Annotated in this window: 26 protein-coding genes; 13 read left to right on the forward strand and 13 right to left on the reverse strand. The window is 73.8% G+C overall.

Annotation, left to right across the window (positions count from 1 at the left end):
* Nucleotides 1–458: 458 nt before the first annotated feature.
* Nucleotides 459–863: a CoA-binding protein gene (locus ACZ514_RS21585; RefSeq protein ID WP_469125412.1), complete on the forward strand. Its 405-nt coding sequence runs from the start codon at nucleotides 459–461 to the stop codon at nucleotides 861–863.
* Between the two features lies 1 nt (nucleotide 864).
* Here the strand turns inward: ACZ514_RS21585 and ACZ514_RS21590 are convergent, their stop codons facing one another.
* Nucleotides 865–1,461 carry a helix-turn-helix domain-containing protein gene (locus tag ACZ514_RS21590; RefSeq protein WP_469125413.1) on the reverse strand — a complete coding sequence of 199 codons (597 nt, stop codon included), beginning with the start codon at nucleotides 1,459–1,461 and terminating at the stop codon, nucleotides 865–867.
* 108 nt (nucleotides 1,462–1,569) lie between these two features.
* On the opposite strand from ACZ514_RS21590, the gene ACZ514_RS21595 reads away from it, so the two are divergent.
* Complete coding sequence (locus ACZ514_RS21595; RefSeq protein WP_469125414.1) at nucleotides 1,570–2,436, forward strand: EamA family transporter; 867 nt, start codon at nucleotides 1,570–1,572, stop codon at nucleotides 2,434–2,436.
* Between the two features lie 67 nt (nucleotides 2,437–2,503).
* Here the strand turns inward: ACZ514_RS21595 and ACZ514_RS21600 are convergent, their stop codons facing one another.
* Nucleotides 2,504–3,508, reverse strand: coding sequence for a LuxR C-terminal-related transcriptional regulator (locus ACZ514_RS21600; RefSeq protein WP_469125415.1), 1,005 nt, complete (start codon nucleotides 3,506–3,508; stop codon nucleotides 2,504–2,506).
* 168 nt (nucleotides 3,509–3,676) lie between these two features.
* Here ACZ514_RS21600 and ACZ514_RS21605 point away from each other — a divergent pair, with 168 nt between their 5' ends.
* Nucleotides 3,677–3,880 carry a hypothetical protein gene (locus ACZ514_RS21605; protein WP_468165499.1) on the forward strand — a complete coding sequence of 68 codons (204 nt, stop codon included), beginning with the start codon at nucleotides 3,677–3,679 and terminating at the stop codon, nucleotides 3,878–3,880.
* A 174-nt stretch (nucleotides 3,881–4,054) separates the two neighbouring features.
* On the opposite strand, the gene ACZ514_RS21610 is transcribed toward ACZ514_RS21605, so the two are convergent.
* Complete coding sequence (locus ACZ514_RS21610; protein ID WP_468165498.1) at nucleotides 4,055–4,804, reverse strand: acyltransferase; 750 nt, start codon at nucleotides 4,802–4,804, stop codon at nucleotides 4,055–4,057.
* Nucleotides 4,805–4,936: 132 nt separating this feature from the next.
* Here ACZ514_RS21610 and ACZ514_RS21615 point away from each other — a divergent pair, with 132 nt between their 5' ends.
* Nucleotides 4,937–5,530 (forward strand): gamma carbonic anhydrase family protein, encoded by a 594-nt coding sequence (locus tag ACZ514_RS21615; RefSeq protein WP_469125416.1) that lies wholly within the window; start codon nucleotides 4,937–4,939, stop codon nucleotides 5,528–5,530.
* Between the two features lie 26 nt (nucleotides 5,531–5,556).
* Here the strand turns inward: ACZ514_RS21615 and ACZ514_RS21620 are convergent, their stop codons facing one another.
* Nucleotides 5,557–6,219, reverse strand: a complete 663-nt coding sequence (locus ACZ514_RS21620) for a DedA family protein (RefSeq protein ID WP_468166199.1) — start codon at nucleotides 6,217–6,219, stop codon at nucleotides 5,557–5,559.
* A gap of 366 nt (nucleotides 6,220–6,585) precedes the next feature.
* On the reverse strand, nucleotides 6,586–7,023 hold the full coding sequence (locus tag ACZ514_RS21625) for a DUF4442 domain-containing protein (RefSeq protein ID WP_388937504.1): 438 nt from the start codon (nucleotides 7,021–7,023) through the stop codon (nucleotides 6,586–6,588).
* 111 nt (nucleotides 7,024–7,134) lie between these two features.
* Between ACZ514_RS21625 and ACZ514_RS21630 the strand changes: the two genes are divergently transcribed.
* Together ACZ514_RS21630 and ACZ514_RS21635 are read left to right on the forward strand one after the other, a co-directional pair.
* The gene (locus tag ACZ514_RS21630) at nucleotides 7,135–8,166 is read left to right on the forward strand and encodes a DUF8017 domain-containing protein (protein WP_468165495.1); all 1,032 of its coding nucleotides are present in this window, start codon (nucleotides 7,135–7,137) and stop codon (nucleotides 8,164–8,166) included.
* A 96-nt stretch (nucleotides 8,167–8,262) separates the two neighbouring features.
* A complete protein-coding gene (locus ACZ514_RS21635) occupies nucleotides 8,263–9,561 on the forward strand; it encodes an MFS transporter (protein WP_468165493.1) in 1,299 nt (432 codons plus the stop codon).
* Here ACZ514_RS21635 and ACZ514_RS21640 read toward each other — a convergent pair.
* The 4 genes from ACZ514_RS21640 to ACZ514_RS21655 form a co-directional block, all read right to left on the reverse strand.
* On the reverse strand, nucleotides 9,548–10,339 hold the full coding sequence (locus ACZ514_RS21640) for a spermidine synthase (RefSeq protein WP_468695455.1): 792 nt from the start codon (nucleotides 10,337–10,339) through the stop codon (nucleotides 9,548–9,550). The two genes, ACZ514_RS21635 and ACZ514_RS21640, sit on opposite strands and share 14 nt — an antisense overlap.
* A gap of 67 nt (nucleotides 10,340–10,406) precedes the next feature.
* Nucleotides 10,407–11,249 carry a patatin-like phospholipase family protein gene (locus ACZ514_RS21645; RefSeq protein ID WP_468165491.1) on the reverse strand — a complete coding sequence of 281 codons (843 nt, stop codon included), beginning with the start codon at nucleotides 11,247–11,249 and terminating at the stop codon, nucleotides 10,407–10,409.
* 92 nt (nucleotides 11,250–11,341) lie between these two features.
* Nucleotides 11,342–12,523, reverse strand: coding sequence for an elongation factor Tu (gene tuf, locus ACZ514_RS21650; RefSeq protein WP_468165489.1), 1,182 nt, complete (start codon nucleotides 12,521–12,523; stop codon nucleotides 11,342–11,344).
* An 89-nt stretch (nucleotides 12,524–12,612) separates the two neighbouring features.
* Entirely contained in the window at nucleotides 12,613–12,768 is a 156-nt protein-coding gene (locus tag ACZ514_RS21655) for a hypothetical protein (protein WP_468165487.1), read from the reverse strand.
* A gap of 143 nt (nucleotides 12,769–12,911) precedes the next feature.
* Here ACZ514_RS21655 and ACZ514_RS21660 point away from each other — a divergent pair, with 143 nt between their 5' ends.
* The 5 genes from ACZ514_RS21660 (at nucleotide 12,912) to lnt (ending at nucleotide 17,027) form a co-directional block, all read left to right on the forward strand.
* The gene (locus ACZ514_RS21660; protein ID WP_468165485.1) at nucleotides 12,912–13,679 is read left to right on the forward strand and encodes a TVP38/TMEM64 family protein; all 768 of its coding nucleotides are present in this window, start codon (nucleotides 12,912–12,914) and stop codon (nucleotides 13,677–13,679) included.
* A 48-nt stretch (nucleotides 13,680–13,727) separates the two neighbouring features.
* A complete protein-coding gene (locus ACZ514_RS21665; RefSeq protein WP_468165483.1) occupies nucleotides 13,728–14,606 on the forward strand; it encodes an undecaprenyl-diphosphate phosphatase in 879 nt (292 codons plus the stop codon).
* Nucleotides 14,607–14,727: 121 nt separating this feature from the next.
* Nucleotides 14,728–14,904, forward strand: a complete 177-nt coding sequence (locus tag ACZ514_RS21670) for a hypothetical protein (RefSeq protein ID WP_362456231.1) — start codon at nucleotides 14,728–14,730, stop codon at nucleotides 14,902–14,904.
* 69 nt (nucleotides 14,905–14,973) lie between these two features.
* The gene (locus tag ACZ514_RS21675; RefSeq protein ID WP_468165481.1) at nucleotides 14,974–15,435 is read left to right on the forward strand and encodes a nuclear transport factor 2 family protein; all 462 of its coding nucleotides are present in this window, start codon (nucleotides 14,974–14,976) and stop codon (nucleotides 15,433–15,435) included.
* A gap of 47 nt (nucleotides 15,436–15,482) precedes the next feature.
* Nucleotides 15,483–17,027 carry an apolipoprotein N-acyltransferase gene (lnt, locus tag ACZ514_RS21680; RefSeq protein ID WP_469125417.1) on the forward strand — a complete coding sequence of 515 codons (1,545 nt, stop codon included), beginning with the start codon at nucleotides 15,483–15,485 and terminating at the stop codon, nucleotides 17,025–17,027.
* Here the strand turns inward: lnt and ACZ514_RS21685 are convergent.
* Complete coding sequence (locus ACZ514_RS21685) at nucleotides 16,966–17,877, reverse strand: Gfo/Idh/MocA family protein (protein ID WP_468694230.1); 912 nt, start codon at nucleotides 17,875–17,877, stop codon at nucleotides 16,966–16,968. The two genes, lnt and ACZ514_RS21685, sit on opposite strands and share 62 nt — an antisense overlap.
* A gap of 82 nt (nucleotides 17,878–17,959) precedes the next feature.
* Between ACZ514_RS21685 and ACZ514_RS21690 the strand changes: the two genes are divergently transcribed.
* Nucleotides 17,960–18,481 (forward strand): DinB family protein, encoded by a 522-nt coding sequence (locus ACZ514_RS21690; protein ID WP_468165475.1) that lies wholly within the window; start codon nucleotides 17,960–17,962, stop codon nucleotides 18,479–18,481.
* A gap of 91 nt (nucleotides 18,482–18,572) precedes the next feature.
* Entirely contained in the window at nucleotides 18,573–19,109 is a 537-nt protein-coding gene (locus ACZ514_RS21695; protein WP_468165473.1) for a hypothetical protein, read from the forward strand.
* A gap of 55 nt (nucleotides 19,110–19,164) precedes the next feature.
* Here ACZ514_RS21695 and ACZ514_RS21700 read toward each other — a convergent pair whose 3' ends face one another.
* The 3 genes from ACZ514_RS21700 to ACZ514_RS21710 form a co-directional block, all read right to left on the reverse strand.
* On the reverse strand, nucleotides 19,165–19,734 hold the full coding sequence (locus ACZ514_RS21700) for a hypothetical protein (RefSeq protein ID WP_468165471.1): 570 nt from the start codon (nucleotides 19,732–19,734) through the stop codon (nucleotides 19,165–19,167).
* A 50-nt stretch (nucleotides 19,735–19,784) separates the two neighbouring features.
* Nucleotides 19,785–20,453 (reverse strand): uracil-DNA glycosylase, encoded by a 669-nt coding sequence (locus tag ACZ514_RS21705; RefSeq protein WP_468166196.1) that lies wholly within the window; start codon nucleotides 20,451–20,453, stop codon nucleotides 19,785–19,787.
* A 97-nt stretch (nucleotides 20,454–20,550) separates the two neighbouring features.
* Complete coding sequence (locus ACZ514_RS21710; protein ID WP_468165469.1) at nucleotides 20,551–22,134, reverse strand: ABC transporter substrate-binding protein; 1,584 nt, start codon at nucleotides 22,132–22,134, stop codon at nucleotides 20,551–20,553.
* Nucleotides 22,135–22,274 lie beyond the last annotated feature (140 nt).

Consider the following 22,274-nt stretch of genomic DNA (forward strand, 5'->3'; position numbering starts at 1 on the left):
GCGCGGAAGTCGGGCGGCACCCGCCGCTGGGTGGAGTACGTCCGCTTCGGCCACGGCCGGCTGCTCTGCGGGCATTCTCCGCGATCACCGTCGCGCCCGGCGCCGGGGCCCGCTACCGGCGCCGCCGCGAGAGCCGCGCGGACCGGCACGCCGCCTCCCGGCGCACCCGCCTGCGGCGATCAGGAGCGTCAGCGGGGCAGGCGGCCCACCACAGCGCGGAACCTCTCCCGCCCTGCCGTGCCGCTCGCGTCCCACAGGCCTGGAACGCCACCGCTCAGCGAGAGCGACTGGAGCCGTTGTTCCTCGGCGAGAAAGCCGGCACCCGCCACGTTCCGGTCGAGCATGCCCATCGCTCGACGAGTGGGGCCCCGCGGTGTCTGCGGGGAATCGGACAGGCGTCCCCGCCGTTGATCCTGCGGAACGGTCCGGCGGAACGACCCCAGCAGGAGGCGGCGCGCGTGTACGGCGACCAGGCGACCATCCGAAAGATCCTCACCGAGCTCGGTGACACCTGGGCCGTGGTGGGCCTGTCGAACAACGAGGACCGGGCGGCCTACGGGGTCGCCAAGGTGCTGCGGGGGTTCGGGAAGCGGGTGGTGCCGGTGCACCCGAAGGCGGAGACGGTGCACGGCGAGCCGGGCTACCCCTCGCTGGAGGCGATCCCGTTCAAGATCGACGTGGTGGACGTCTTCGTGAACAGCGCGCTGGCCGGCCGGGTCGCCGACGACGCGGTCGCCGCCGGCGCCGAGGCCGTCTGGTTCCAGCTGAACGTGGTCGACGAGGCCGCGTTCGCGCGTACCCGTGAGGCGGGGCTGGACATGGTCATGGACCGCTGTCCGGCCATCGAGATCCCCGCCCTCTGACTCACCGGGCGCGGCGGGCACCGGCCCCCGGGACGGGCGGGATCGAGACCGCCATGGTCATCACCATCGGGACCGTGCCCTCGTTGCGGTAGGCGTGCGGGAGGTCCGCCTCGAAGGAGACGGCGCCGCCCGCCGGGACGACGTACCGGTCCTCGCCCACGTCCAGGGTCAGCGCCCCGGCCGTGACGTGCAGCATCTCGAAGGTTCCGGCCACGTGGGGGTCGGAGGCCGTGCCGTCTCCGACCTCCAGGCGGTAGGTCCACATCTCCACGGGCCCGCGGCGGTCGTCGCCGAGCAGCATGCGCGCCTCGCTGCCCTCCGGGCTCGACCACATGCGCACCCCTTCCCCCGGCGGTACGACGCGGGCCCGGGGCCCGCGGTCGTGGTCCAGGAGGGTGGTGATGCTGACCCCGAGGGCGTCGGCCAGTTTGACCGTGGTGCCCACGCTGGGGTTCGTACGGGCCTGCTCGATCTGGATGATCATGCCGCGGCTGACTCCCGAACGGGTGGCCAGTGCGTCGAGCGTGAAGCCCCGTTCGCCGCGCCACCGCTTGAGGTTGCGGGCGAGCGCCTGGGTGAGCTCTTCGAGATCAGACACCATTCCGTCCAATATTCTGGATGACACAGTTCAATAGACTGAACTAACCTGCGGTGTATTCGCTGCTGCACTCCACCGTCCACCGCACTGTACTGCGAGGTCCCCTCCATGACTGCCCTCTTCGCCCTGGCCACAGCCGTGCTGTGGGGACTCTCCGACTTCGGCGGCGGGCTGCTGACGCGGCGGATACCGGCGCTCACCGTACTGGTGGTCTCGCAGCTCACCGCGGTCGCCGTGCTCGGCGCGATCGTCCTCGGCACCGGCGCCTGGAGCGCGGCGGGACCGCAGCTGTGGTTCGCGGTGGCCGCGGGTCTGGTCGGACCGGCGGCGATGCTCTCCTTCTACAAGGCCCTGGCCCTCGGCCCTATGGGCGTGGTCTCCCCGCTCGGCTCCGTCGGCGTCGTCGTACCGGTCGGGGTGGGGCTGGCACTGGGCGAGCGGCCCGGCCCGGGCCAGTTCGCGGGGATCGCGGTGGCCGTCGTCGGCATCGTCCTGGCCGGCGGCCCCGAGCTGCGCGGCGCCCCCGTCCAGCGGCGGGCGGTGGTGCTGACGCTCGTCGCCGCCTTCGGCTTCGGAGCGGTCATGGCCTTGATCGCGGAGGCCTCCACCACCGTGACCGGGCTGTTCCTCGCCCTGTTCGTCCAGCGCGTCACCAACGTCGCCGTCGCCGGAGCCGCCCTCTTCGCCCAGACCCGGCGCGGGGTCCCGGCGCTGCCGGAGGGCACCGGCCCGCGCGTGCTGTGGAGCATGGCGCCGGCGCTGGCCTTCGTGGGCCTGGCCGACGTCGCGGCCAACGGCACCTACTCCCTGGCCGCCCAGACCGGCCCGGTCACCGTGGCCGCCGTGATCTCCTCGCTGTACCCCGTGGTGACCGCGCTCGCCGCCTTCGTCGTGCTCAGGGAACGGCTGCGCGGCGTCCAGGCCGCCGGCGCGGGCCTGGCCCTCGCGGGCACGGTCCTGCTCGCGGCGGGCTGACGGCCCGCCGCGGAGCACACCCCCGGCCCGGGGCGACGGCCGCCGGCCCGGCCGCGTCCCGGACCCCTCACGGGAGCAGCCGCTCCGGGGACGTCGCCCACCAGAACGTCAGCTGGGGCACCGTCTCCAGGCCCAGCGCTTCGCGCATCTTCGAGACGTGGGCCGTCACCGTGCGCTCGCTCAGACCCAGGTTCTCGCCGATCTGCCGGTGGCTCCGGCCCGCCACGATGCCCCGCAGGATGGTCCGCTGGAGCTTCGAGGTCTTGGTGGAGTCGTCCGACCCCGGCGCGCCCGCCCCGTCGCCGGGCACCCACGGGTCGGCCCGGTCCCACTGCTGCCGGAAGTGCGCGGCCAGCAGGGCGCACACCCCCCGGTCCTGGGTGTACCAGGCCGCTTCCTGCTGGACGGTGCCGTCCTCTCCGTAGACCTCGAAGAAGGCGTGCGCCCGGTCCACGATGATCAGCCGCAGGAAGTCCTCGCCCAGGGTGCGCACCTGTGCGCCGGCGCGCGTCATGGTGGCGACCCACTCCCGCTGCGTCGGGTTGGTGCGCCCGCTGGTGCGGTAGATCGTCCGTACGGTCACCCCGCGCTGGGCCGCCTGCAGGTCCCGCGGCAGCGCGCCCTTGAGGACCTTCGGCTTCCGGTGGCCGGGCTGCGCGGTGAGGATCTCGTACTCGGCGGCCTGGATGGTGCGGATGGTCTCCGCGTTCACCTCCGGAACCGTGCGCAGCAGGAGCGTGCCGACCGGGCTGGGGCTGTGGTGGTACCGCTGCTGCTCGGCCTCGAGTTCCCGTACGTGGGCGGGGATCCCGGCCAGGGCCTCGGTGGCGCCGGCGAGGGCCCTCAGGACGGCCGCGGTGAGCTGGCTCTCCAGGTAGCGGGAGGGGGCGGGCACGTACGTGCCGGGTTGGTGGGTGTTCGCTAACAGGACCTCGCGCGCGAGGAGCGGGGCGAGGCCGGGCTCGTCATCGGGCAGCGTCTCCCCCCGCAGGGCCCGTCGGTAGGTCCGCAGCTCCGCCTCGGTCAGCCGGGAGGTGTCCGGAGCGGCGGTGGATATTTCCTGTTCCGTCATCAAATCCCTCTTCCTCTAGCTGAACTGCGGGTGCACGCAGTATCCCGAAGGTTGATTGCGGCCCTCGCCCGGTACAGCCTTGATCGCGTGCCACAGGGCCCGTGGCGCAGATATGGCCCCGCTGCCCGCATCGTCCGCGGGGGTCGGGCCGGCCAAGGGAGGAACGCCTTGATATCGATCAACATCCGGTCAACCGTCTCCGCCGCGCTGCTCGCGATCCTCGCGGTCATCGGACTCAGTGGTGCCGCGGCCAACGCGCCGGCCGGCACCAATTGGGGAATCGCAGCCACGGGAGAAGCGGAACAGCAGATCGACGCCACCGCCTCGTCTGCCGACTCGCTGATCCAGCCGCCGGACTCCGACTGGGGATGATCCTCCCGCGCTGAGGCGACAGCACCCGGTACGGCGGTCACACCGCCGGCCGGGTGCTCCGTCGTTCCCGGGCGGCTTCACGGAGCCGCAGGCGGCTCGGGGCCGCGTCCGGGGCCGCCGCCTGGTCGGCGGCCCCGGCCCGGTCCTCCCGGCCCGCGCGTCCCGGGCACCGTCTTACGGGGACTGCTCGGCCTCCGCCAGCAGCGCCAGCCCGCGCAGTTGCTCGGGCGTCATCCCGTCGGGTATCGGCACCGGCGCCGGGGTGCGCAGCGGAGGCTGCCAGCCGGTCTCCGGCTCCCACCGGCGCACGACCCTGGCCGGGGCTCCCGCCACCACGGCGTGGTCGGGCACCTCGCCCCGTACGACGGCCCCCGCGGCCACCACGACGTTCCGGCCCAGCTTCGCGCCGGGCAGGACGACCGCACCCGTGCCCAGCCAGCAGCCCGGCCCTATCTCCACCGGGGCACTGCGGGGCCACTGCCGTCCGACGGGCTCGTGCGGGTCGTCGTAGCTGTGGTTGGTGGAGGTGATGTACACGCCGGGGCCGCAGAAGGTGTCGTCGCCGATGGAGATCCGGGCGTCGGCGATGACGTGGCTGCCGCGGCCGAGGACGACGCCGTTGCCCAGCACGAGCACCGGGTCCGCGCCGAGGTCGAGGTCGGGCATCATCCCGGCCGTCAGGGTGACCTGCTCGGCGATGATGCAGTGCGCGCCGAGCCGGATCCAGCGCTCTCCGAAGACGGTGCCCTGGGGGAAGGCGAGCCGGGTCCCGTCGCCGATCGCCCCGAAGCGCAGCCGGCCCGGGTGCTGCGCGGTGACCGCCCCGGCCTGCTGCATCCAGCGCCAGCCGGCGTGCACGGCACGGCTGGCGATCCGGCGGCGCAGGGCCGCCAGGGATGAGAACGTGTTCTGGTTCCTCGGCACCCGGCCACGGTAGTGCGCCCCGCGCCGGACGTCCGGACCCGGCTCCTGTGATCTTCACCCCATCGCGGGGCGGCGGCGTCCCGTGCCCTACGGTGCAGAGGGCGCGGCAACCGGAAGCAGAGGGAAATGACCATGAACCATCAGCCGGACCAGGCGAACCGGGCGGGCCGGGCGGGCGAGGCCGTCCCGGCGCACCAGGGGGCTCTCATCGCGGGCGTCGGAGACCGGAAGCCGTCGGTGGACCCGACGGCCTTCGCCGCTCCGACCTCCGTCGTCGTCGGCGACGTCACGCTGGCCGCCGGCGCGAGCGTCTGGTACTCGGCGGTGCTCCGCGGTGACTGCGGCCCGATCACCCTGGGCGCGGACAGCAATGTGCAGGACAACTGCACGGTCCACGTGGACCCCGGGTTCCCGGTGTCCATCGGCGAGCGGGTCTCGATCGGGCACAACGCGGTGGTGCACGGCTGCACGGTGGAGGACGACTGCCTGATCGGGATGGGCGCGACCGTGCTCAACGGCGCCGTGATCGGGGCGGGTTCCCTGGTGGCGGCGCAGGCCCTGGTCCCGCAGGGCATGGTCGTCCCGCCCGGTTCCCTGGTCGCGGGGGTCCCGGCCAGGGTGCGGCGGGAGCTGACCGAGGAGGAGCGCGAGGGCATCAGGGCGAACTCCGCGATGTACGGGGAGCTGGCGCGGCAGCACCGCGCCTCGGTGACCCCCGGCGCCTGACCCCCCGCCCGGCCGGCGGCCTCGGGTCAGTCCGAGGCGCCCGCCGGGGCGGTGGCGGGCTCCGGCGCCGCCTCGCGCGCCTCGGCCGCCGCCTTCTTCATCCGGCCGCGCAGCACCAGGGTCGCGGTGAGCCCGATCAGCACGGCAAGGAGCAGCGCCAGCCAGGAGAAGCGCTTGAGCCACGGCTCGGCGACGATGCCGACCGAGTAGATGACGGCGGTGGTGCCGCCGGCCCAGAGGATGCCGCCGAGGACGTTGGCGACGAGGAAGCGCCAGTACGGCATGCGCAGGACGCCCGCCAGCGGTCCGGCGAAGATCCGCAGCAGGGCGACGAAGCGCCCGAAGAAGACGGCCCACATGCCCCAGCGGTCGAAGGAGCGCTCGGCCATGGCCACCTGGTCGGGCCCGAAGTGCTTGGGGAACCGCCTGCCGAGCTTCTCCAGCAGCGGCTTGCCGCCGCGGCGGCCGATCGCGTACCCGATGGAGTCGCCGATGATCGCGCCCGCGATGGCGCACAGGCCGAGGACGACCGGGTCGATCTCCCCGTGCTGCGAGGCCAGCAGCGCGGAGCTGACGAGGATGATCTCGCCGGGGAGCGGGATGCCCAGGCTCTCCAGCCCGATGACCAGCCCCACCAGGAGATAGACACTGATCGCCGGAATTTCCTCCAGCCATTCCTGGATGTGCACCGGTACGTCCTCCCTCGTCGTCACCGGCGGGCCCCCGAGACACGCCGAACGGGCAGCCTATCCGCTCCGCGGGGCGGCCTCCGTCCATGCGGGAGTTCCCGGGACGTACGCCCGGCGGCACCCGGCGGCATCCGGTCCGGGCACCTCGTTCCCGCGTCCCGGTACGGCGTCCCGGTACGGCGTCCCGCTCCCCGCGCTCTCCCCGCCTCCGGGTTCCCGCCCGCGGACCCGCCCCCGGACGGCGCGACGGGAGCGGCCCGCGCCGGACCGCTCCCGCCCCCACTGTGCCGCTCCCCCGCCCCGTTCGCCGCGTGACGCGCTCGCGCGCCTCCGGGTTTCAGCCCCGCGGCGGCGGCCGGGGGGAGACTACGCGTTCGGGCGCAGGGTCCAGACGACCGTCATCTCACCGGTGACGGCCTCGTCCTCGCGCTGGATGGCGATGGTGACGGGGAACTCGGGGCGGCCGCCCGCGTCGAGTTCGGCGACGACGTCGGCGGCCGGACGGCCGAGGGTGGCGGTGGCCGTGACCACGCCCTTGGCGAGCTTCTTGTAGCCGATCTCGGCCTTGACGGCCAGCGGCACGGCGCGCGAGAGCTGCTCGCCGAAGGCGGCCAGGACGATGGCGCCGCTCGCGGACTCGGCGAGGGTGAACATGGCGCCGGCGTGCGGGCCGCCGACGTGGTTGTGGAAGTCGGGCTGGTCCGGCAGCCGGACGACGGCGCGCTCCGGGGTGGTCTCCAGGAACTCGAGGTTCAGGGTGCGGGCCATCGGTACCGTCTGGGCGAGCAGCTCGCCCACGTTCATCTGTTCAGCGCTCATGGCAGCCGATGTTACCCACGAGTAGGTGCGGTTGGCCATAGCCGGACGGGGGGCGGACGTGGCCCCTGTCGGCGGCTCCCACTATGGTTACCGGCCATGTGGCCAGGACAGCAGCAGCCCGGGGGAGAGCAGAACCCCCAGGGCGCACACCAGAACCCGTACCAGCAGCAGCCGGGACAGCCGAACCCGTACCAGCAGCAGCCGCAGCCGGGATTCGGTGAGCAGCAGCCCGGCTACGGCTACCCGCAGGCGGGCTACCAGACCCCTCCCCCCGTCCAGCCGTGGGGCAACACGCCCCCGCAGCAGCCGGCGCGGCCCTCGGGCGGCAGCCCGTTCTCCACGCGGACCGTGGCCATCGTCGCGGCCTCCGCGGTCGTGGTGACCGCGGCCGCCACCGCGGCCTTCGTCCTGACCCGGGAGGACAAGGGCACGGACCTGGCCGACGACAAGCCGCCGGCCTCCTCCTCCGCGCCCGTCGCCCCGGTCGCGCCCCCCGCGCCGAGCGGGCCCAACCCGCGTGCCGGCGGTGACATCAAGCCGGTGATCCCGGGCTGGAAGGTGGTCATCAACCCGAAGCACGGGACCGCCTTCGACGTCCCGCCGGAGTGGAACGTGCTGGGCGCCGGCGTGATCGCCGGCTTCGAGGACGACTCCAAGAAGGACGGCTCCCCGCTCGTCACGTTCTCCGCGCCCGCCTACCTCAAGGAGGACTGGTGCAAGGTGGACTCCAACAAGGACGGACGCGAGGAGACCACCTCCCTGGCCGGCACCGGCACCAAGGGCGGCCAGGGCGCCAAGGACACCTCCGACGCCGCCCGCAACGAGGCCGGCACCTGGGTGTTCGCCGGGTACTCGCAGAAGCTGCCCAAGGAGAACGTCAAGATCTCCGAGACCAAGGAGTACACCACCTCCTCCGGCCTCAAGGGTCACGTGGCGACGGCGACCGTGAGCAACGTCCCGAAGGAGAACAAGTGCTCCTCGGACGGCAAGAGCATCGCCTTCAGCTTCAAGAACGCCAAGGGTGACTTCGCCAGCTGGGTCCTCTACAGCGCCGCCGGTGTCCCCGGCGAGGTCGACCAGGCGACCTACGAGAAGATCCTGAGCTCGGTCCGGCTCAGCGAGGGCTGACCCGCTGACCCGGCGCCCCGCAGGATCCCCGGGCCGATGATCCGTTCACCGTTATTCCGTTTGGATTCTCGGCCCGGGACGGGGGATAGTCCCGGGGTGAACCCGCGCCCCGCCCCCCGCACCAGCCGCCGGCCCGCCTGGGCCGGACGCAACTACGGCCTCCTGACGGGTGCCGCGGTCGTCACCAACCTCGGCAGCCACGGGGCGCTCATCGCCGCCTCCTTCGCCGTGCTCGAAGCCGGCGGGAGCGGCGCGGACGTCGGCCTCGTCGCCGCCGCCCGTACGCTGCCCCTCGTCCTCTTCCTCCTCGTCGGCGGAGCCCTCGCCGACCGGCTGCCGCGCCACCACGTGATGGTCGCGGCCAACGCCCTCAACTGCGTCTCGCAGGCCGCCTTCGCCGTACTCGTCCTCGCCGGTGACCCCCAGCTGTGGCAGATGATGCTGCTCACCGCGCTGTGCGGCACGGGAACGGCCTTCTTCAACCCGGCCGCCGAGGGCATGCTCCTGTCCAGCGTCTCCGGCGAGCACTCCAACCGGGCCTTCGCGCTCTTCCGCATGGCGATGAACGGTGCCGGCATCGGCGGAGCGGCCCTCGGCGGAGCGCTGATCGCCGCGATCGGTCCCGGCTGGGTGCTGGCCGTGGACGCGGCGGCCTTCGCGGTCGCGGGCGCCCTGCGCGCCTTCCTGGACGTCGGCCAGGTCGCCGAACGCGCCCCCGGCGGCGGCCTGCTGGCCGACCTGCGCGAGGGCTGGGTGGAGTTCCGGACGCGGCCCTGGCTGTGGAGCATCGTGCTCCAGTTCTCCGTCGTCGTCGCCGTCGTGGGGGCCGCGGAGGCGGTGTACGGGCCCCTCGTCGCCCGCGACCGGCTGGGCGGGCCCGCCCCCTGGGGCGTGGCCCTGGCCTTCTTCGGCGCCGGCACCATCGCGGGAGCGGTCCTGATGATGGTGTGGAAGCCGCGCCGCCTGCTGCTGGTCGGCACCCTGTGCGTGTTCCCGCTGGCGCTGCCCTCGGCGGCGCTGGCGGTGCCGCTGCCCGTGTGGGGGCTGTGCGCGGTGATGTTCGCCAGCGGCGCCGCGATCGAGGTGTTCGGCGTCAACTGGATGACCACCATGCACCAGGAGATACCCGAGGAGAAGTTCTCCCGGGTCTCCGCCTACGACTGGTTCGGCTCCGTCTCCATGCTCCCGGTCGCCACCGCGCTGGCCGGCCCGGCCGAGGCCGCCTTCGGCCGCGCCCCGGCGCTGTGGGGCTGCGCGGGGCTGGTGGTCGCCGCCACCGCCCTGGTCCTGCTCGTACCGGACGTCCGCCGTACCACCCGCAGGCCCCCGGCCGCGAAGGTCCCCGCCCCCGCTCCGGCGGAGGCCGCCGCCCCCGCCGGGCTCACCCGAGGCTGAAGGCCCCCGCCGGGGGAGCCGGCGAGGACACCGCGTCCGCGTCGGCCACCGGACGCGCCCCGCGCATGAACCGGGCCAGCCCCTCGCCCGACTCCACCCGGGCCGGGAAGGCGTCGGCGGCGCAGCGCCGGGCCAGCGCGGCCAGCGGCAGCGGGGCGTCCGAGGCGAGCAGCACCGCGTTGCCGAAGCGCCGCCCCCGCAGCACCCCGGGCTCGGCGATCAGCGCCAGCTCCGCGAAGGCGGCGGCGAAGTTGGCCAGTTGCGCCTTCAGGAAGCCGAACGGTGCCCCGTCGGCCAGGTTCGCCGCGTACAGCCCGCCGGGCCTCAGCACCCGCGCCGCCTGCCGCGCGTACTCCACCGACGTCAGCTGGGCCGGCACCCGTGAGCCCCCGAACACGTCGGCCACCAGGACGTCGGCGCTCGCGTCCGGGGCGGCCTCCAGCCAGGCCCGCGCGTCGGCGGCGTGCACCGTCACCCGCGCCCCGGGGGCCAGCGGCAGGTGCCGCTCCACCAGTTCCACCAGGGCCGCGTCGAACTCGACGACGCTCTGCCGGGACCCGGGGCGGGCGGCTGCGGCGTAGCGCGGGAGGGTGAGCGCGCCGCCGCCCAGGTGCAGGAGGTCCAGCGCGGCCCCCGGCTCCGCCGCGCAGTCCAGCACGTGCGCGAGGCGGCGCACGTACTCGAACTCCAGGTGCCCCGGCTCGTCGAGGTCGACGTAGGACTGGGGGGCGCCGTCGACCGTGAGGAGCCAGGCGCGCTCCCGGTCCACGTCCGGCATCAGCTTGGCGGTGCCCTGGCCCACTTCCCGGATCACCGGGATCTGTTCGTCGCTCACCCCACCATTGTCAGGCCGACCAGACGCCCGCCGCGTCGGCGGTGTGCGCGGCGGCCTGCGCGAGCCCGGCGCGGGCGGCCGGGTCCCGCCGCGCGGGGTCCAGGACGTTGCGCCCGAAGGCCTTGCGGGCCTGCGGGGAGGGGGTGATGAGCAGGACCCGGGCTCCGGCCGCCCGCAGCCGGGCCGCCTGGGAGGCGGGTGAGGGGACCAGCGAGGAGCCGAGCGAGATCGGGGCGAGGATCACCACCCGCGCGTACCCGGCCGCGAGGTCGGCGTTGGTCGCCGAGCGGACGCCGCCGTCGATGAAGCGGCGTCCGCCGACCGTCACCGGCGGCCACACGCCCGGTACGGCGCAGCTCGCGGCGACGGCGTCGACGAGCCCGGCCCCGCTCTCCCGGTCGAAGTCGGCCGGGTCCCCGCTGAGCGCGTCGACGGCGGTGACGACGAGCCGGCGCTCGGGCCACTCGTGCGAGGCGAGCCGGGCCGCCAGCACCGCGCGCCGCTCCGCCTCCGCGCCGGTGTCGGCGGCCAGCGCGAAGGCGCCGACCCGGCGCCGGTAGGCGGCGGAGTCCCGGGAGCGCGCCATCGCGAGGGCGTGGCGGGCGAGCACCCCGGCGCCCAGCCGGGCCGGGCGTTCCCCGCCGGGGTCGCCGAGCTGGCGTTCGTACAGTTCCCGGGCGGTGAGGCCCGCGGTGAGCTGGGCGCCCACCACGGAGCCGGCCGAGGTGCCGACGACCAGGTCGGCGGTGGTGAGGTCCACGCCCGCCCGGGCGAGCCCGTACAGGATCCCGGACTCCCAGCCGACGCCGGTCAGGCCCCCGCCGCCGAGCACCAGTGCCGTTCCGCCGCCCATGTCGGCCCCCTGTTCCCTCGTTCCGCACGCCGGTGGTGACGGCAGTCTGACGCAACCGGACCGCCGTCACCACGGCGGGGGCGGGCCCGGGGTCAGCCGAGCACGGCCGTGACCGTCCCCGCGCCGACCGTGCGGCCGCCCTCGCGGATGGCGAAGCCGAGCCCCGCCTCCAGGGGCACGTCCCGGCCCAGCTCGACGGTCATCGCGACCGTCTCCCCGGGACGGGCCACGGCGGCCCCGCCCAGGTCCACGTCGCCGACCACGTCGGCGGTGCGGACGTAGAACTGCGGCCGGTAGCCGGTCGTGACGGGTGTCGTCCGGCCGCCCTCGCGGGCGGAGAGCACGTACACCCGCGCGGTGAAGCGCCGGCTCGGCACCACGCTCCCGGGCGCCGCGACCACGTGCCCGCGGCGCACCCCGTCGCGGGGCACCCCGCGCAGCAGCAGCGCGACGTTGTCCCCCGCCTCGGCGGAGTCCATCGGCTTGCCGAAGGTCTCCAGCCCGGTGACCACGGTCTCGACGGGCTCGCCGTCGCCCCCGAGGACGGTGACCCGGTCGCCGGGCCGGACGGTGCCGCGCTCGACGGCGCCGGTCACGACGGTGCCCCGGCCGGTGATGGTCAGGACGTTCTCGACCGGCAGCAGGAACGGCGCGTCCGTGTACCGCACCGGCATCGGCACGTACGTGTCGACCGCGTCCAGCAGGGCCTCGATCGCCCCCGTCCATTGCGGGTCGCCCTCCAGGGCGCGGAGCCCGGAGACCCGTACGACCGGCGCGGTGTCCCCGCCGTAGCCGTGCGCGGAGAGCAGGTCGCGGACCTCCAGCTCGACCAGGTCGGTGAGCTCGGGGTCACCGGCGTCGGCCTTGTTGAGGGCCACCACGACGTGGTCCACGCCGACCTGGCGGGCGAGCAGGACGTGCTCGGCGGTCTGGGGCATGACCCCGTCGAGGGCGGAGACGACGAGGATCGCCCCGTCGAGCTGGGCCGCGCCCGTGACCATGTTCTTGACGTAGTCGGCGTGGCCGGGCATGTCGACGTGGGCGTAGTGCCGGGTGTCGGTCTCGTACTCGACGTGCGTGAGGTTGATGGTGATGCCCCGGCGGGCCTCCTCGGGGGCCCGGTCGATGCGGTCGAACGGCACGAAGGAGGCGCCGCCGCGCTCGGCGAGGACCTTGGTGATGGCGGCGGTGAGGGTGGTCTTGCCGTGGTCGACGTGCCCCATGGTGCCGATGTTGAGGTGCGGCTTGGTGCGGGTGAAGGCCGTCTTGGCCATGATCTCTTTCCCGTGGCTCGAAGCTGGTCGGGACCCCTGGATCCGGCCGACCCTCCCCCTGCGGGGTCCGCCGGACGATCCGGGAAGGGTCAGCTTCGTGCGCCGTCGAACGCGGCGAAGGCGGATGCCTCGAAGGCCGCGGAGGCGGTGGGTGCCTCCGGCGCGGAGAGGGAGGAGAGGACGACGGCAGCCTTCGGCGCGTCCGCGACTGCGGACGGCGCTGCGGGGAAGGCGTACCGGGACATGCACCGGATCCTGCCGGACCGCCGGGGCCGCGTCGAACGAATTACGGTCCGGCGGGCCGCGGGGGGGGCGTGGCCGGGATCCCGGCGGGCGGGCCTCGGCGATGCTCCGGCCGGACGGGGAGACCCCGGTCGGGCGGGCCCGGATGAGGCCTGGGTTACGGCGCCGCGTCACGGGGGTCGGTTACTCTCCCCGGGTGTCCCTCCTCCTCGCGCCGGTGGCCCGGCTGTCGCTGCTCGCCGTGCTGCTGGTCGCGGCCGGGGCCGGCGTACTGCTCTACGAGCCCCAGCGGCTGCTGGCGCAGGGCTGGCCGCCGGGGCTCCCGGTGGGTACGGGGGTGCTGCTGTTCGCGGGCGCGTACGGCGCGTGCACGGCCGCCTTCGTGCCCCGGCCCCTGCTGAACCTCGCCGCGGGGGCGGTCTTCGGGTCCCAGTTCGGGCTGGTGGCGGCCGTCGGCGGCACCGTGATCGGCGCGGGGCTCGCGTTCGGTCTGGGCCGGACCATGGGGCAGGAGGCGTTGCGTCCGTACCTGCGCGGACGCTGGCTGGAGGCGGCCGACGGCCAGCTGAGCCGGCACGGCTTCCGCTCGGTGCTGGCGGTCCGGGTCTTTCCCGGGGTGCCCTTCGCCGCGGCCAACTACCTCGCCGCCGTCTCGCGTTGCGGCTGGCTCCCCTTCCTGCTCGCGACGGCGCTCGGGACGGTTCCCAACACCGCCGCGTACGTGATCGCCGGAGCCAGCGCCTCCTCCCCCGGATCGCCCGCGTTCCTGGCCTCGTTCGGGTTCATCGCCCTGTCCGGAGCGGTCGCGGCGGCGGTCGCCTGGCGCAAGCGGCACCGGCTGGCACCCGCCGGCGCGTCCCGGCCCGCGCCCGCACACCCCCCAGTGGTCACGGCGGCTCCCCACGGGCCCTAGCATCGGACCCGAACTGCCCGACGATCACAAGGACGAGCGCACCCCGACATGAGCTGGTTCGAATCCCTAATCCTCGGTCTCGTCCAGGGGCTTACGGAGTTCCTCCCGATCTCCTCCAGCGCGCACCTGCGGCTGACCGCGGCTTTCGCCGGCTGGCACGATCCGGGTGCCGCCTTCACGGCCATCACCCAGATCGGCACCGAGGCCGCCGTGCTGATCTACTTCCGCAAGGACATCGCGCGGATCATCTCCACCTGGTTCCGCTCCCTGTTCACCAAGGCGCTGCGTTCCGAACAGGACGCCAAGATGGGCTGGCTGGTCATCGTCGGCTCGATCCCGATCGGCGTCCTGGGCGTCACGTTCAAGGACCAGATCACCGGCCCGGCCCGCGACCTGCGGCTGACCGCGACCACCCTCATCGTCATGGGCCTCGTCCTCGGCTTCGCCGACTGGCTGGCCTCCCGCGACGAGGAGGGCGGCCGGCACCGGGTGGTCAAGCAGCGCAAGACGCTCCGGGAGCTGGGCGTCAAGGACGGCCTGATCTTCGGCCTGTGCCAGGCGATGGCCCTGATCCCCGGCGTCTCCCGGTCCGGTGCCACGATCTCCGGCGGTCTGCTGCTGGGCTTCACCCGTGAGGCGGCGGCCCGGTACTCCTTCCTCCTGGCCATCCCGGCCGTGCTGGCCTCCGGCGCGTTCGAGATCAAGGACGTCGTGGAGAGCCCCGGGCACATCTCGTGGGGGCCGACGATCTTCGCCACGGTGATCGCCTTCTTCGTCGGCTACGCGGTCATCGCGTGGTTCATGAAGTTCATCTCCTCGAAGAGCTTCATGCCCTTCGTCATCTACCGGATCCTGCTCGGCATCGCGTTGTTCGCGCTCATCGGCATGGGCGTGCTCAGCCCGCACGCGGGTGAGTCGGGCTCCTGATCCGGCCCGTGAGGCCGGCCCATGGCCGGAACTCGACGCGGGGGCCGTCCGGGAACGTTCCCGGGCGGCCCCCGCGTCGTTGTCCGGGGAGAGACCTGGAAGCGAGCGACAAGGGGTTCTCATGGGCCGCGTGGTACTGGAGCGTTTTCCGGCGGGGAGTCCGAGGGGGAGCTGGCCCGCGGAGGAGTACGCGGCGCAGCGGACGCGCGAGGGCGTGCCGGCGGAGGTGGTGATGGACCTGGCCAGTGACGCGTTCCTGGTCGTGATCCGGCAACGGGAGGCGCATTCCGGTCACTGACCGGCGCCGGGCGCGTCCGGTGGCCGCACGCCCCTTGGCCCCGCCGCCCCGCGGCCGCACACTGACCCGATGACGCAGCGTGTGGACCTGGCGAGCGTGATGGACCGGCTCGCCATCGACGAGGTGGTCTCGGGGTACGCGGTGGCCGTCGACGACGGGGACTGGGACGCCTACCGGGCCCTGTTCACTCCGGGGGGACGGGCCGACTACAGCTCGGCCGGCGGCGCCGAGGGCCCGGCCGCGGAGGTCGCCGACTGGCTCGCGCGGACCATGGAGCTCTTCCCGGTGCGCCAGCACCTGATCGTCAACCGCCTGATCCGGCTGGAGGACCGGGGCGGCTACCCCGGGGACTCGGCGCGGGTCCGGGCGGACTTCCTGAACCCGATGCGGCTGGCCGGTGCGGACGGCCGCGCCACGGCCCCCGACTTCGTGACCGCCGGGCGGTACGCCTTCTCGCTCGTCCGCACCCCGGACGGCTGGCGGCTCACGCGGGTCACGGTCCACGAGAAGTGGCGTCACGCGGCGGCCTGAGCCGCGCCCGGCCGGGGGCGGTCCCACACTGGAAGCGGAGGCGCGTCATGCTGCTCGCGAAGCGGACCCGGTGGTGGCGTGCGGCGGGCGCCGCGGCCGCCGGGGCGCTGCCCTGTCTCGCCTTTCCGGCGCCGGGGCTGTGGTGGTCCGCGTACGTCGCCCTCGTGCCGTGGATGCTGCTGCTGCGCTCCGCGCCCACCGGGCGGCGGGCCGCGCTGGAGGGGTGGCTGGGGGGCGCGGGGTTCATCGTGGCGGTGCACCACTGGCTGCTGCCGAGCCTGCACGTGTTCCTGGTCCCCCTCGCCGTGCTGCTGGGGGTGCTCTGGGTGCCCTGGGCCCTGCTGGTGCGGGAGCTGCTCGGCGGGGTGCCGGGCCCGCGGCGGGCCGCGGCCGGGCTGGTCCTCGTACCGGCGGGATGGCTGCTCTCGGAGCTGGTCCGGTCCTGGCAGGGGCTGGGCGGGCCGTGGGGGCTGCTGGGGGCGAGCCAGTGGCAGGTCCCGCCGGCGCTGCGGCTGGCCTCGGTGGGCGGGGTGTGGCTGGTGAGCCTGCTGGTGGTGGCGGTGAACTGTGCCGTGGTGTTGCTGGTCGCGGCGCCGCGGGCGCGGGTTCCGGCGGTGGCCTCGCTGGCGGGGGGTGCGGTGCTCACGGGCGCGGTGGGGGTGTGGGCGCCCCGCCCCGAGGTGTCGGGCGGGGTGCGCGTGGCCGTCGTACAGCCGGGCCCGGTGGGCGGGGCGGACAGCGCGGAGCGGCGGTTCGGGCTGGAGGAGGAACTGACGCGGACGCTGGCGGGGGCCCGGCCGGACCTGGTGGTGTGGGGGGAGAGCGGGATCGGCGCGGACCTGGCGGCGCGGCCCGACCTGTCCCGGCGGCTGGCGGCCCTGTCCGCGGAACTCGGTGCCCCGCTGCTGGTGAACGTGGACGCCCGGCGCTCGGACCGGCCCGGCATCTACAAGAGTTCGGTGCTGGTCGGCCCGGAGGGCCCCACCGGCGACCGGTACGACAAGATGCGGCTGGTCCCCTTCGGCGAGTACGTGCCGGCCCGCTCGGTGCTGGGCTGGGCCACCTCGGTCGGCAGGGCGGCGGGCGAGGACCGGATGCGCGGCGAGGCCCCCGTGGTCATGAACCTGCCCGGCGGGGTGCGGCTGGGTCCGCTGGTGTGCTTCGAGTCGGCCTTCCCCGACATGAGCCGGCACCTGGTCCGCGAGGGCGCCGGGGTGCTCGTCGCGCAGTCGGCGACCTCGACCTTCCAGAACAGCTGGGCACCGGCCCAGCACGCCTCCCTGGCGGCCCTGCGCGCCGCCGAGACGGGCCGCCCGGTGGTGCACGCGACCCTGACCGGTGTCAGCGCCGTCCACGGGCCGTCCGGCGAGCGCGTCGGGCCCGCCCTGCCCGTCTCGGCGAGCACGGCGGTCACGTACGAGGTGCCGCTCGCCCGGGGCACGACCTTCTTCGTCCGCTTCGGGAACTGGCCGGCGGGCGCCTGTCTGGCCGCGCTGGCGCTGTACTGCGCGGCCGTGGCGGTGCGGGCGGTCAGGCCCGGGAGGCCTGCTCCAGAGCCGTCAGCACCACCCGCTCGCACAGTTCGTGGGTGAGCAGGGCGTCCCGGGCGCTGAGCACCTTGCCGGCCGCGACGGCCTCCAGGAAGGTGTCCACGACCTGCTCGATGCCGCGCTGGCGGGCCACCGGGACCCAGTCCCCGCGCCGGCGCACGGTGGGCTGGCCGCGGTGGTCGACGACCTCGGCGAGGTTGACGACCTGGCGCTTGGAGTCCTGGCCCGACACCTCCAGGACCTCCTCGGTCGACCCGGACCGCCGGTTCATGATGCCCAGGGCGGTGAAACCGTCACCGGACATCTGGAGCACCACCTGCGACATCAGCCCCTCGCGCACCACGGCCCGTACGTCGATGTGGTCCGCCTCGCCGGGGAGGAGGAAGCGCAGGGTGTCGACGACGTGGATGAAGTCGTCGAGGACCAGGGTGCGGGGGTCCTCGGGCAGCCCGACCCGGTTCTTCTGCATGACGATCAGGTCGCGCGGGTGGTCGGCGCACAGCGTGTAGCCGGGCGCGTGGCGGCGGTTGAAGCCGACGAAGAGGCTCACCCCGCGCTCCTCGGCACGCTCGACCAGGCGCCGGGAGTCCGCCAGCTCGTAGGCCAGCGGCTTGTCCACGTAGGTCGCGACGCCCGCTTCCAGCAGCCGCTCCACGATCTGCGGGTGGGTGTCCGTCGGGGCGTGCACGAAGGCGGCGTCGAGGCCCTCGGCGAGCAGTGAGTCGAGCGTGGTGTGGCGGTGCTCCGGCGGGACGCGGTGGGCGTCTCCGATCCGCTCGAGGGTGGCCGGGGTGCGGGTCTGCAGGTGCAGCTCCAGCCCGGGACGGGTGGTCAGGACGGGCAGGTACGCCTTCTGCGCGATGTCGCCGAGTCCGATGACGCCGACCTTCACCAGGAGCCTCCTGTGTGTGCCTTGGGGACAGCCGCAGCTTAATCCCTGGTGGGCGGTGGCGGGTTCGTCCAGGATGTGGACCATGACGTCGAACGGACAGCACCGCACCGAACCCTCCACCACCGCCGGCGAGCGCGAGATGCTGGAGGGCTGGCTCGACTACCACCGCTCCACCCTGGCCTGGAAGTGCGAGGGGCTCTCCGAGGAGCAGTTGCGCCTCACCCCGCTGCGGCCTTCCGCGCTGAGTCTGCTGGGCCTCGTACGGCACATGGCGGAAGTGGAGCGGTACTGGTTCCGGGAGATCACCCTCGGCGAGGACCTGCCCGAGCTGTACAGCACCCGCGAGAACCCGGACGGGGACTTCGAGTTCACCGACGGGGACACCTGGGCCTCGGCCGAGCAGGTCTGGCGGACGGAGACCGATCTGGCGCGGCGGGCGGCGGCGGGCCGCTCCCTGGACGCGGTGTCGGACGCCGCCGGCCACCACCGCGGCGAGGTCTTCAGCCTGCGCTGGGTCTACACCCACATGATCGAGGAGTACGCCCGTCACAACGGACACGCGGACCTGCTGCGCGAGCACATCGACGGCGCCACCGGCGACTAGGGCGCCGGTCACCCCTTCCGTGTCACCCGTGCGGGGTGAATATCGGCTCCTGGTTTTCGCAACGGGGTCGCGGCACAGCAGAGTTGCCCGGGTGCACCCCACCCGAACCTCGACGAAGCTGCTCCTCGGAGCCGCCTGTGCCGTCTCGGCCGTCTCCGGCTGCGTGAACGTGAACCCCTCCCCCACCGGCCCGGCGGCGGGCACCGGCGGGCCGCCGCCCCGGCACGAGCCGCGCGGCGGGCCGGGGGCGCTGCCCGTGGTCGTCCAGGCGCCCGCCCTGGAGGCGCTGAGGGCGGTACCCGGGGAGGGCGCCCGCCCGTCGGCCCCGACGGCCGCGGGGCGGGGCTCGGCGCGCACCGTACCGGGGCCGCGTACGGAGCCACGGGAGGCCGCACCGGCCGCGCCGGCGGTACCCGACATCCCGGAGCCGGCCGAGCCGCCGGGACGCGCACAGGCCGGCGGGGCGGGCCGTCCGCACGCCCCGGGGCGGGAGGGGCGGCTGCCGCCCGGGCTGGCGCGCGAGCTGCCGGTACGGCCCGCGGACGTGTGCGCGCTGGGCCGCCGGCACGGGGACTGGGATCCGGACGGTCCGGAGGCCCGGATCTGCGCGGGCGTCGAGGGCGGCTGAAGCGGACGCGCCCCGCGGCGGCCGCCACACCCCGTCCAGGGCCCCCGGGCGGGGCCTACGCCTGCCCGGGGAAGGGCCGGGGCCCCGGGCCCCCCTCGGCCTCCAGCCGGCGCTCCAGGCGGGCGATGGCGGCCCGCACGCCGTTGCCGTACCCGTCGTCGGACAGCGCCCGGGTGGCGGCCCGCGCCCGCGCGAGGTGGGCCCGGGCCTCCTCGGGCCGGCGCAGTTTCGCGTAGTCGGCCGCGAGGCTGAGGTGCAGGGACGGGTAGAACACCCGCACGGCGGGGTGCGGGTCGGCGCGCCCGGGGAGCGCCTCCCCCGGCCGCTGGCCGAGCCCGTCGGCGGCGGTCAGTGCCCGCAGGTCCCAGGCCAGTTCGTCGGCGGGGTCGTCCTGCGCGTCGGCCAGGTAGTGCGCGAGGGTGCAGCGGTGCAGGCAGTCGCCCTCCTCGCCGATCTCGGACCAGATCTCGCCGAGCCGGTTGCGGGCCTCCTCGCGGTCTCCGGCGTGCAGCAGGATGACGGCCTGGCCGATCCTGGTCATGACGGCGTCCTCCGACGCCTCCTGCTGCTGCTCCGTCAACGGGGCCTCCGGCTCGCTCCGCCGGACCGGGTCCGGTCCGATCATCAAGAAGCTAACCGGCGGCACCGGATCTGGCGCCGAGGCGCGGTGTGGTGTCAGCCGAGGTCCGGGATCCGCCAGTCGATCGGCTCATGGCCCTGGGCGGCCACGGCCTCGTTGATCTGCGTGAAGGGACGGGAGCCGAAGAACTTCTTCGCCGACAGCGGCGAGGGGTGGGCGCCCTTGACGATGACGTGCCGCTCCTCGTCGATGAGCGGGATCTTCTTCTGGGCGTAGGCGCCCCAGAGCACGAAGACGACCGGGTCGGGGCGGTCGGACACGGCCCGGATCACGGCGTCCGTGAACTTCTCCCAGCCCTTGCCCTTGTGCGAGTTGGGCTCGGCCTCGCGCACGGTGAGGACGGCGTTGAGCAGCAGGACGCCCTGCTCGGCCCACGGCATCAGGTACCCGTTGTCCGGGACCGGCAGGCCGAGCTCTTCCTTCATCTCCTTGTAGATGTTGCGCAGGGAGGGCGGGGTCTTGACCCCGGGGCGCACGGAGAAGCACAGGCCGTGTCCCTGGCCGGCGCCGTGGTAGGGGTCCTGGCCCAGGACCAGGACCTTCACCTTGTCGAACGGCGTGGCCTCCAGGGCCGCGAAGACCTGCTCGCGGGGCGGGTAGACCGGCCCGTTCGCCCGCTCCTTCTCGACGAACTCGGTGAGTTCCTTGAAGTAGGGCTGGTCCAGCTCCCCGCCGAGGACGGGGAGCCAGGACTCGGGCAGCATCTGGGTCACGTCGACAACCTCCGGTACAAGTTCGTGCAACTGCTCCGAACCTACCGGGGACCACTGACAACGCCGCCATCCGGGCGTCCCGCCGGGATCACCAGCTGGTCTTGCGGTACAGCTCCCACATCTGCATGGCGGTCTGCGGGTCCAGCGCCCGCTCGGCTCCGGCGATGTCCTCGCGCGCGCCGACGTAGAGCTTGCCCTGCCACAGCGGCAGCAGCCGGACGTCCTGGGCGAAGATCTGCTGGGCCGCCTCGAACTCCCTGACGCCCGCCGAGCGGTCGCCCTCGCGGCGCGACTTGGGCAGCAGCTCGTTCACGATCTGCGCCGGCTCGTACGGGGTGCCGACCGCGTTCTCCTTGCCGACGAACGGCGCGATGAAGTTGTCGGGGTCCGGGAAGTCCGGGAACCAGCCTCGGCCGAAGACCGGGTACTGACCGCTCTTGTAGCCCTCCTGGAAGGCCTTCCAGGGCTGTCCGCGCAGGGTGATCTTGAAGAGGTCGCTCTCGTCGAGCTGCCGCTTGATCTCGGTGAACTCGTCCGCGGTGGAGGCACCGTAGCGGTCCGTGGTGTACCAGAAGGTCAGCTCCACCTTCTGGGTGATCCCCGCGGCCGTGAGGATCTTCTTGGCCTTGGCCACGTCGGGGTTGCCGTACATGTCGTAGAAGGGCGTCCTGTGGCCCACGACGCCCTTGGGGACCATCGAGTAGAGCGGCTCGGCGGTGCCCTGGTAGACCTTGGAGACGATCGCGCCCCGGTCGATGACCTGGGCGATCGCCTGGCGCACCGCCTGCTTGTTGACCTGCGGGTCGTTCGGGTTGAAGACCAGGTAGCGGATCTCGGCGCCGACGTTCTCCACGACCTGGACGCCGAGGGCGTGCGAGGCGGGGGTCTGGAGGTCCTTGATCTCGGGGGCGGAGAGGCCGCGGTAGGTGGCGTCGATCTCCTTGCCCTTGAGGGCGGCGACCATCTTCTTGGAGTCCGAGAAGTAGCGGATCGTCACGCCGTCGTTGCGGCGGTTGGCGAAGCCGGTGTAGCTCTCGTTGCGGCCGAGGACCGCCTCGTTGCCCTCGGTGTACGAGGTGAGGACGTAGGGTCCGGAGCCGGTGACCTTGCCGTCGGTGCGGATCTTCCCGGCCGGGTAGTCCTTCGGCGCGACCAGGGAGGCGGCCGGCGATCCCAGCACGTACGGGAAGGTCGCGTCGGGGGTCTTCAGGTGGAAGACGACCGTGAGCGCGTCCGGCGCCTCGATCTTGTCCAGGGTGTTGAAGAGACCGGCGGGACCGACCTTGTGGTTGATCGTCTTGATCCGGTCGAGGGAGTGCTTGACCGCCTTGGCGTCGAGCGGCTCGCCGTTGGAGAACTTCAGGCCCTTGCGCAGGGTGCAGCGGTAGGCCGTGTTCGCCGAGTCGGTGAACTCACAGCCCTGGGCCGCGTCCGGCTGGGGCTTGGTGCTGCCCGTCGGGAAGGCCAGCAGGGTCTGGTAGACGTTGCGGTACAGCTCCCAGGAGCCGTCCCAGGCCGCGGCGGGGTCGAGGGTGCTGGGCGCGCTCGTCGTGCCTACGGTGATCCTCTTCGCGGTTTCGCCGTCGTCGTCCGAGAACAGGCCGCATCCGGCGAGCAGGGATATGGACGCAACGGCCGCAGCGATCTGCAGGCATCTGGTCCGGTTGAACACGTGCACGCTCCTCGATCAGCCAGGGGTGCGGCAGACCCTACCGCAGAGCCTCACAAATCCAATGGGCAGGTTTCGTGAGGCACTTGACCGATTTCGTGCCAGTTCGACACGCATTTGCCTCCCCTCGGGAGGCAAATGCG

The sequence above is a fragment of the Streptomyces sp. NPDC034086 genome (assembly GCF_055575515.1).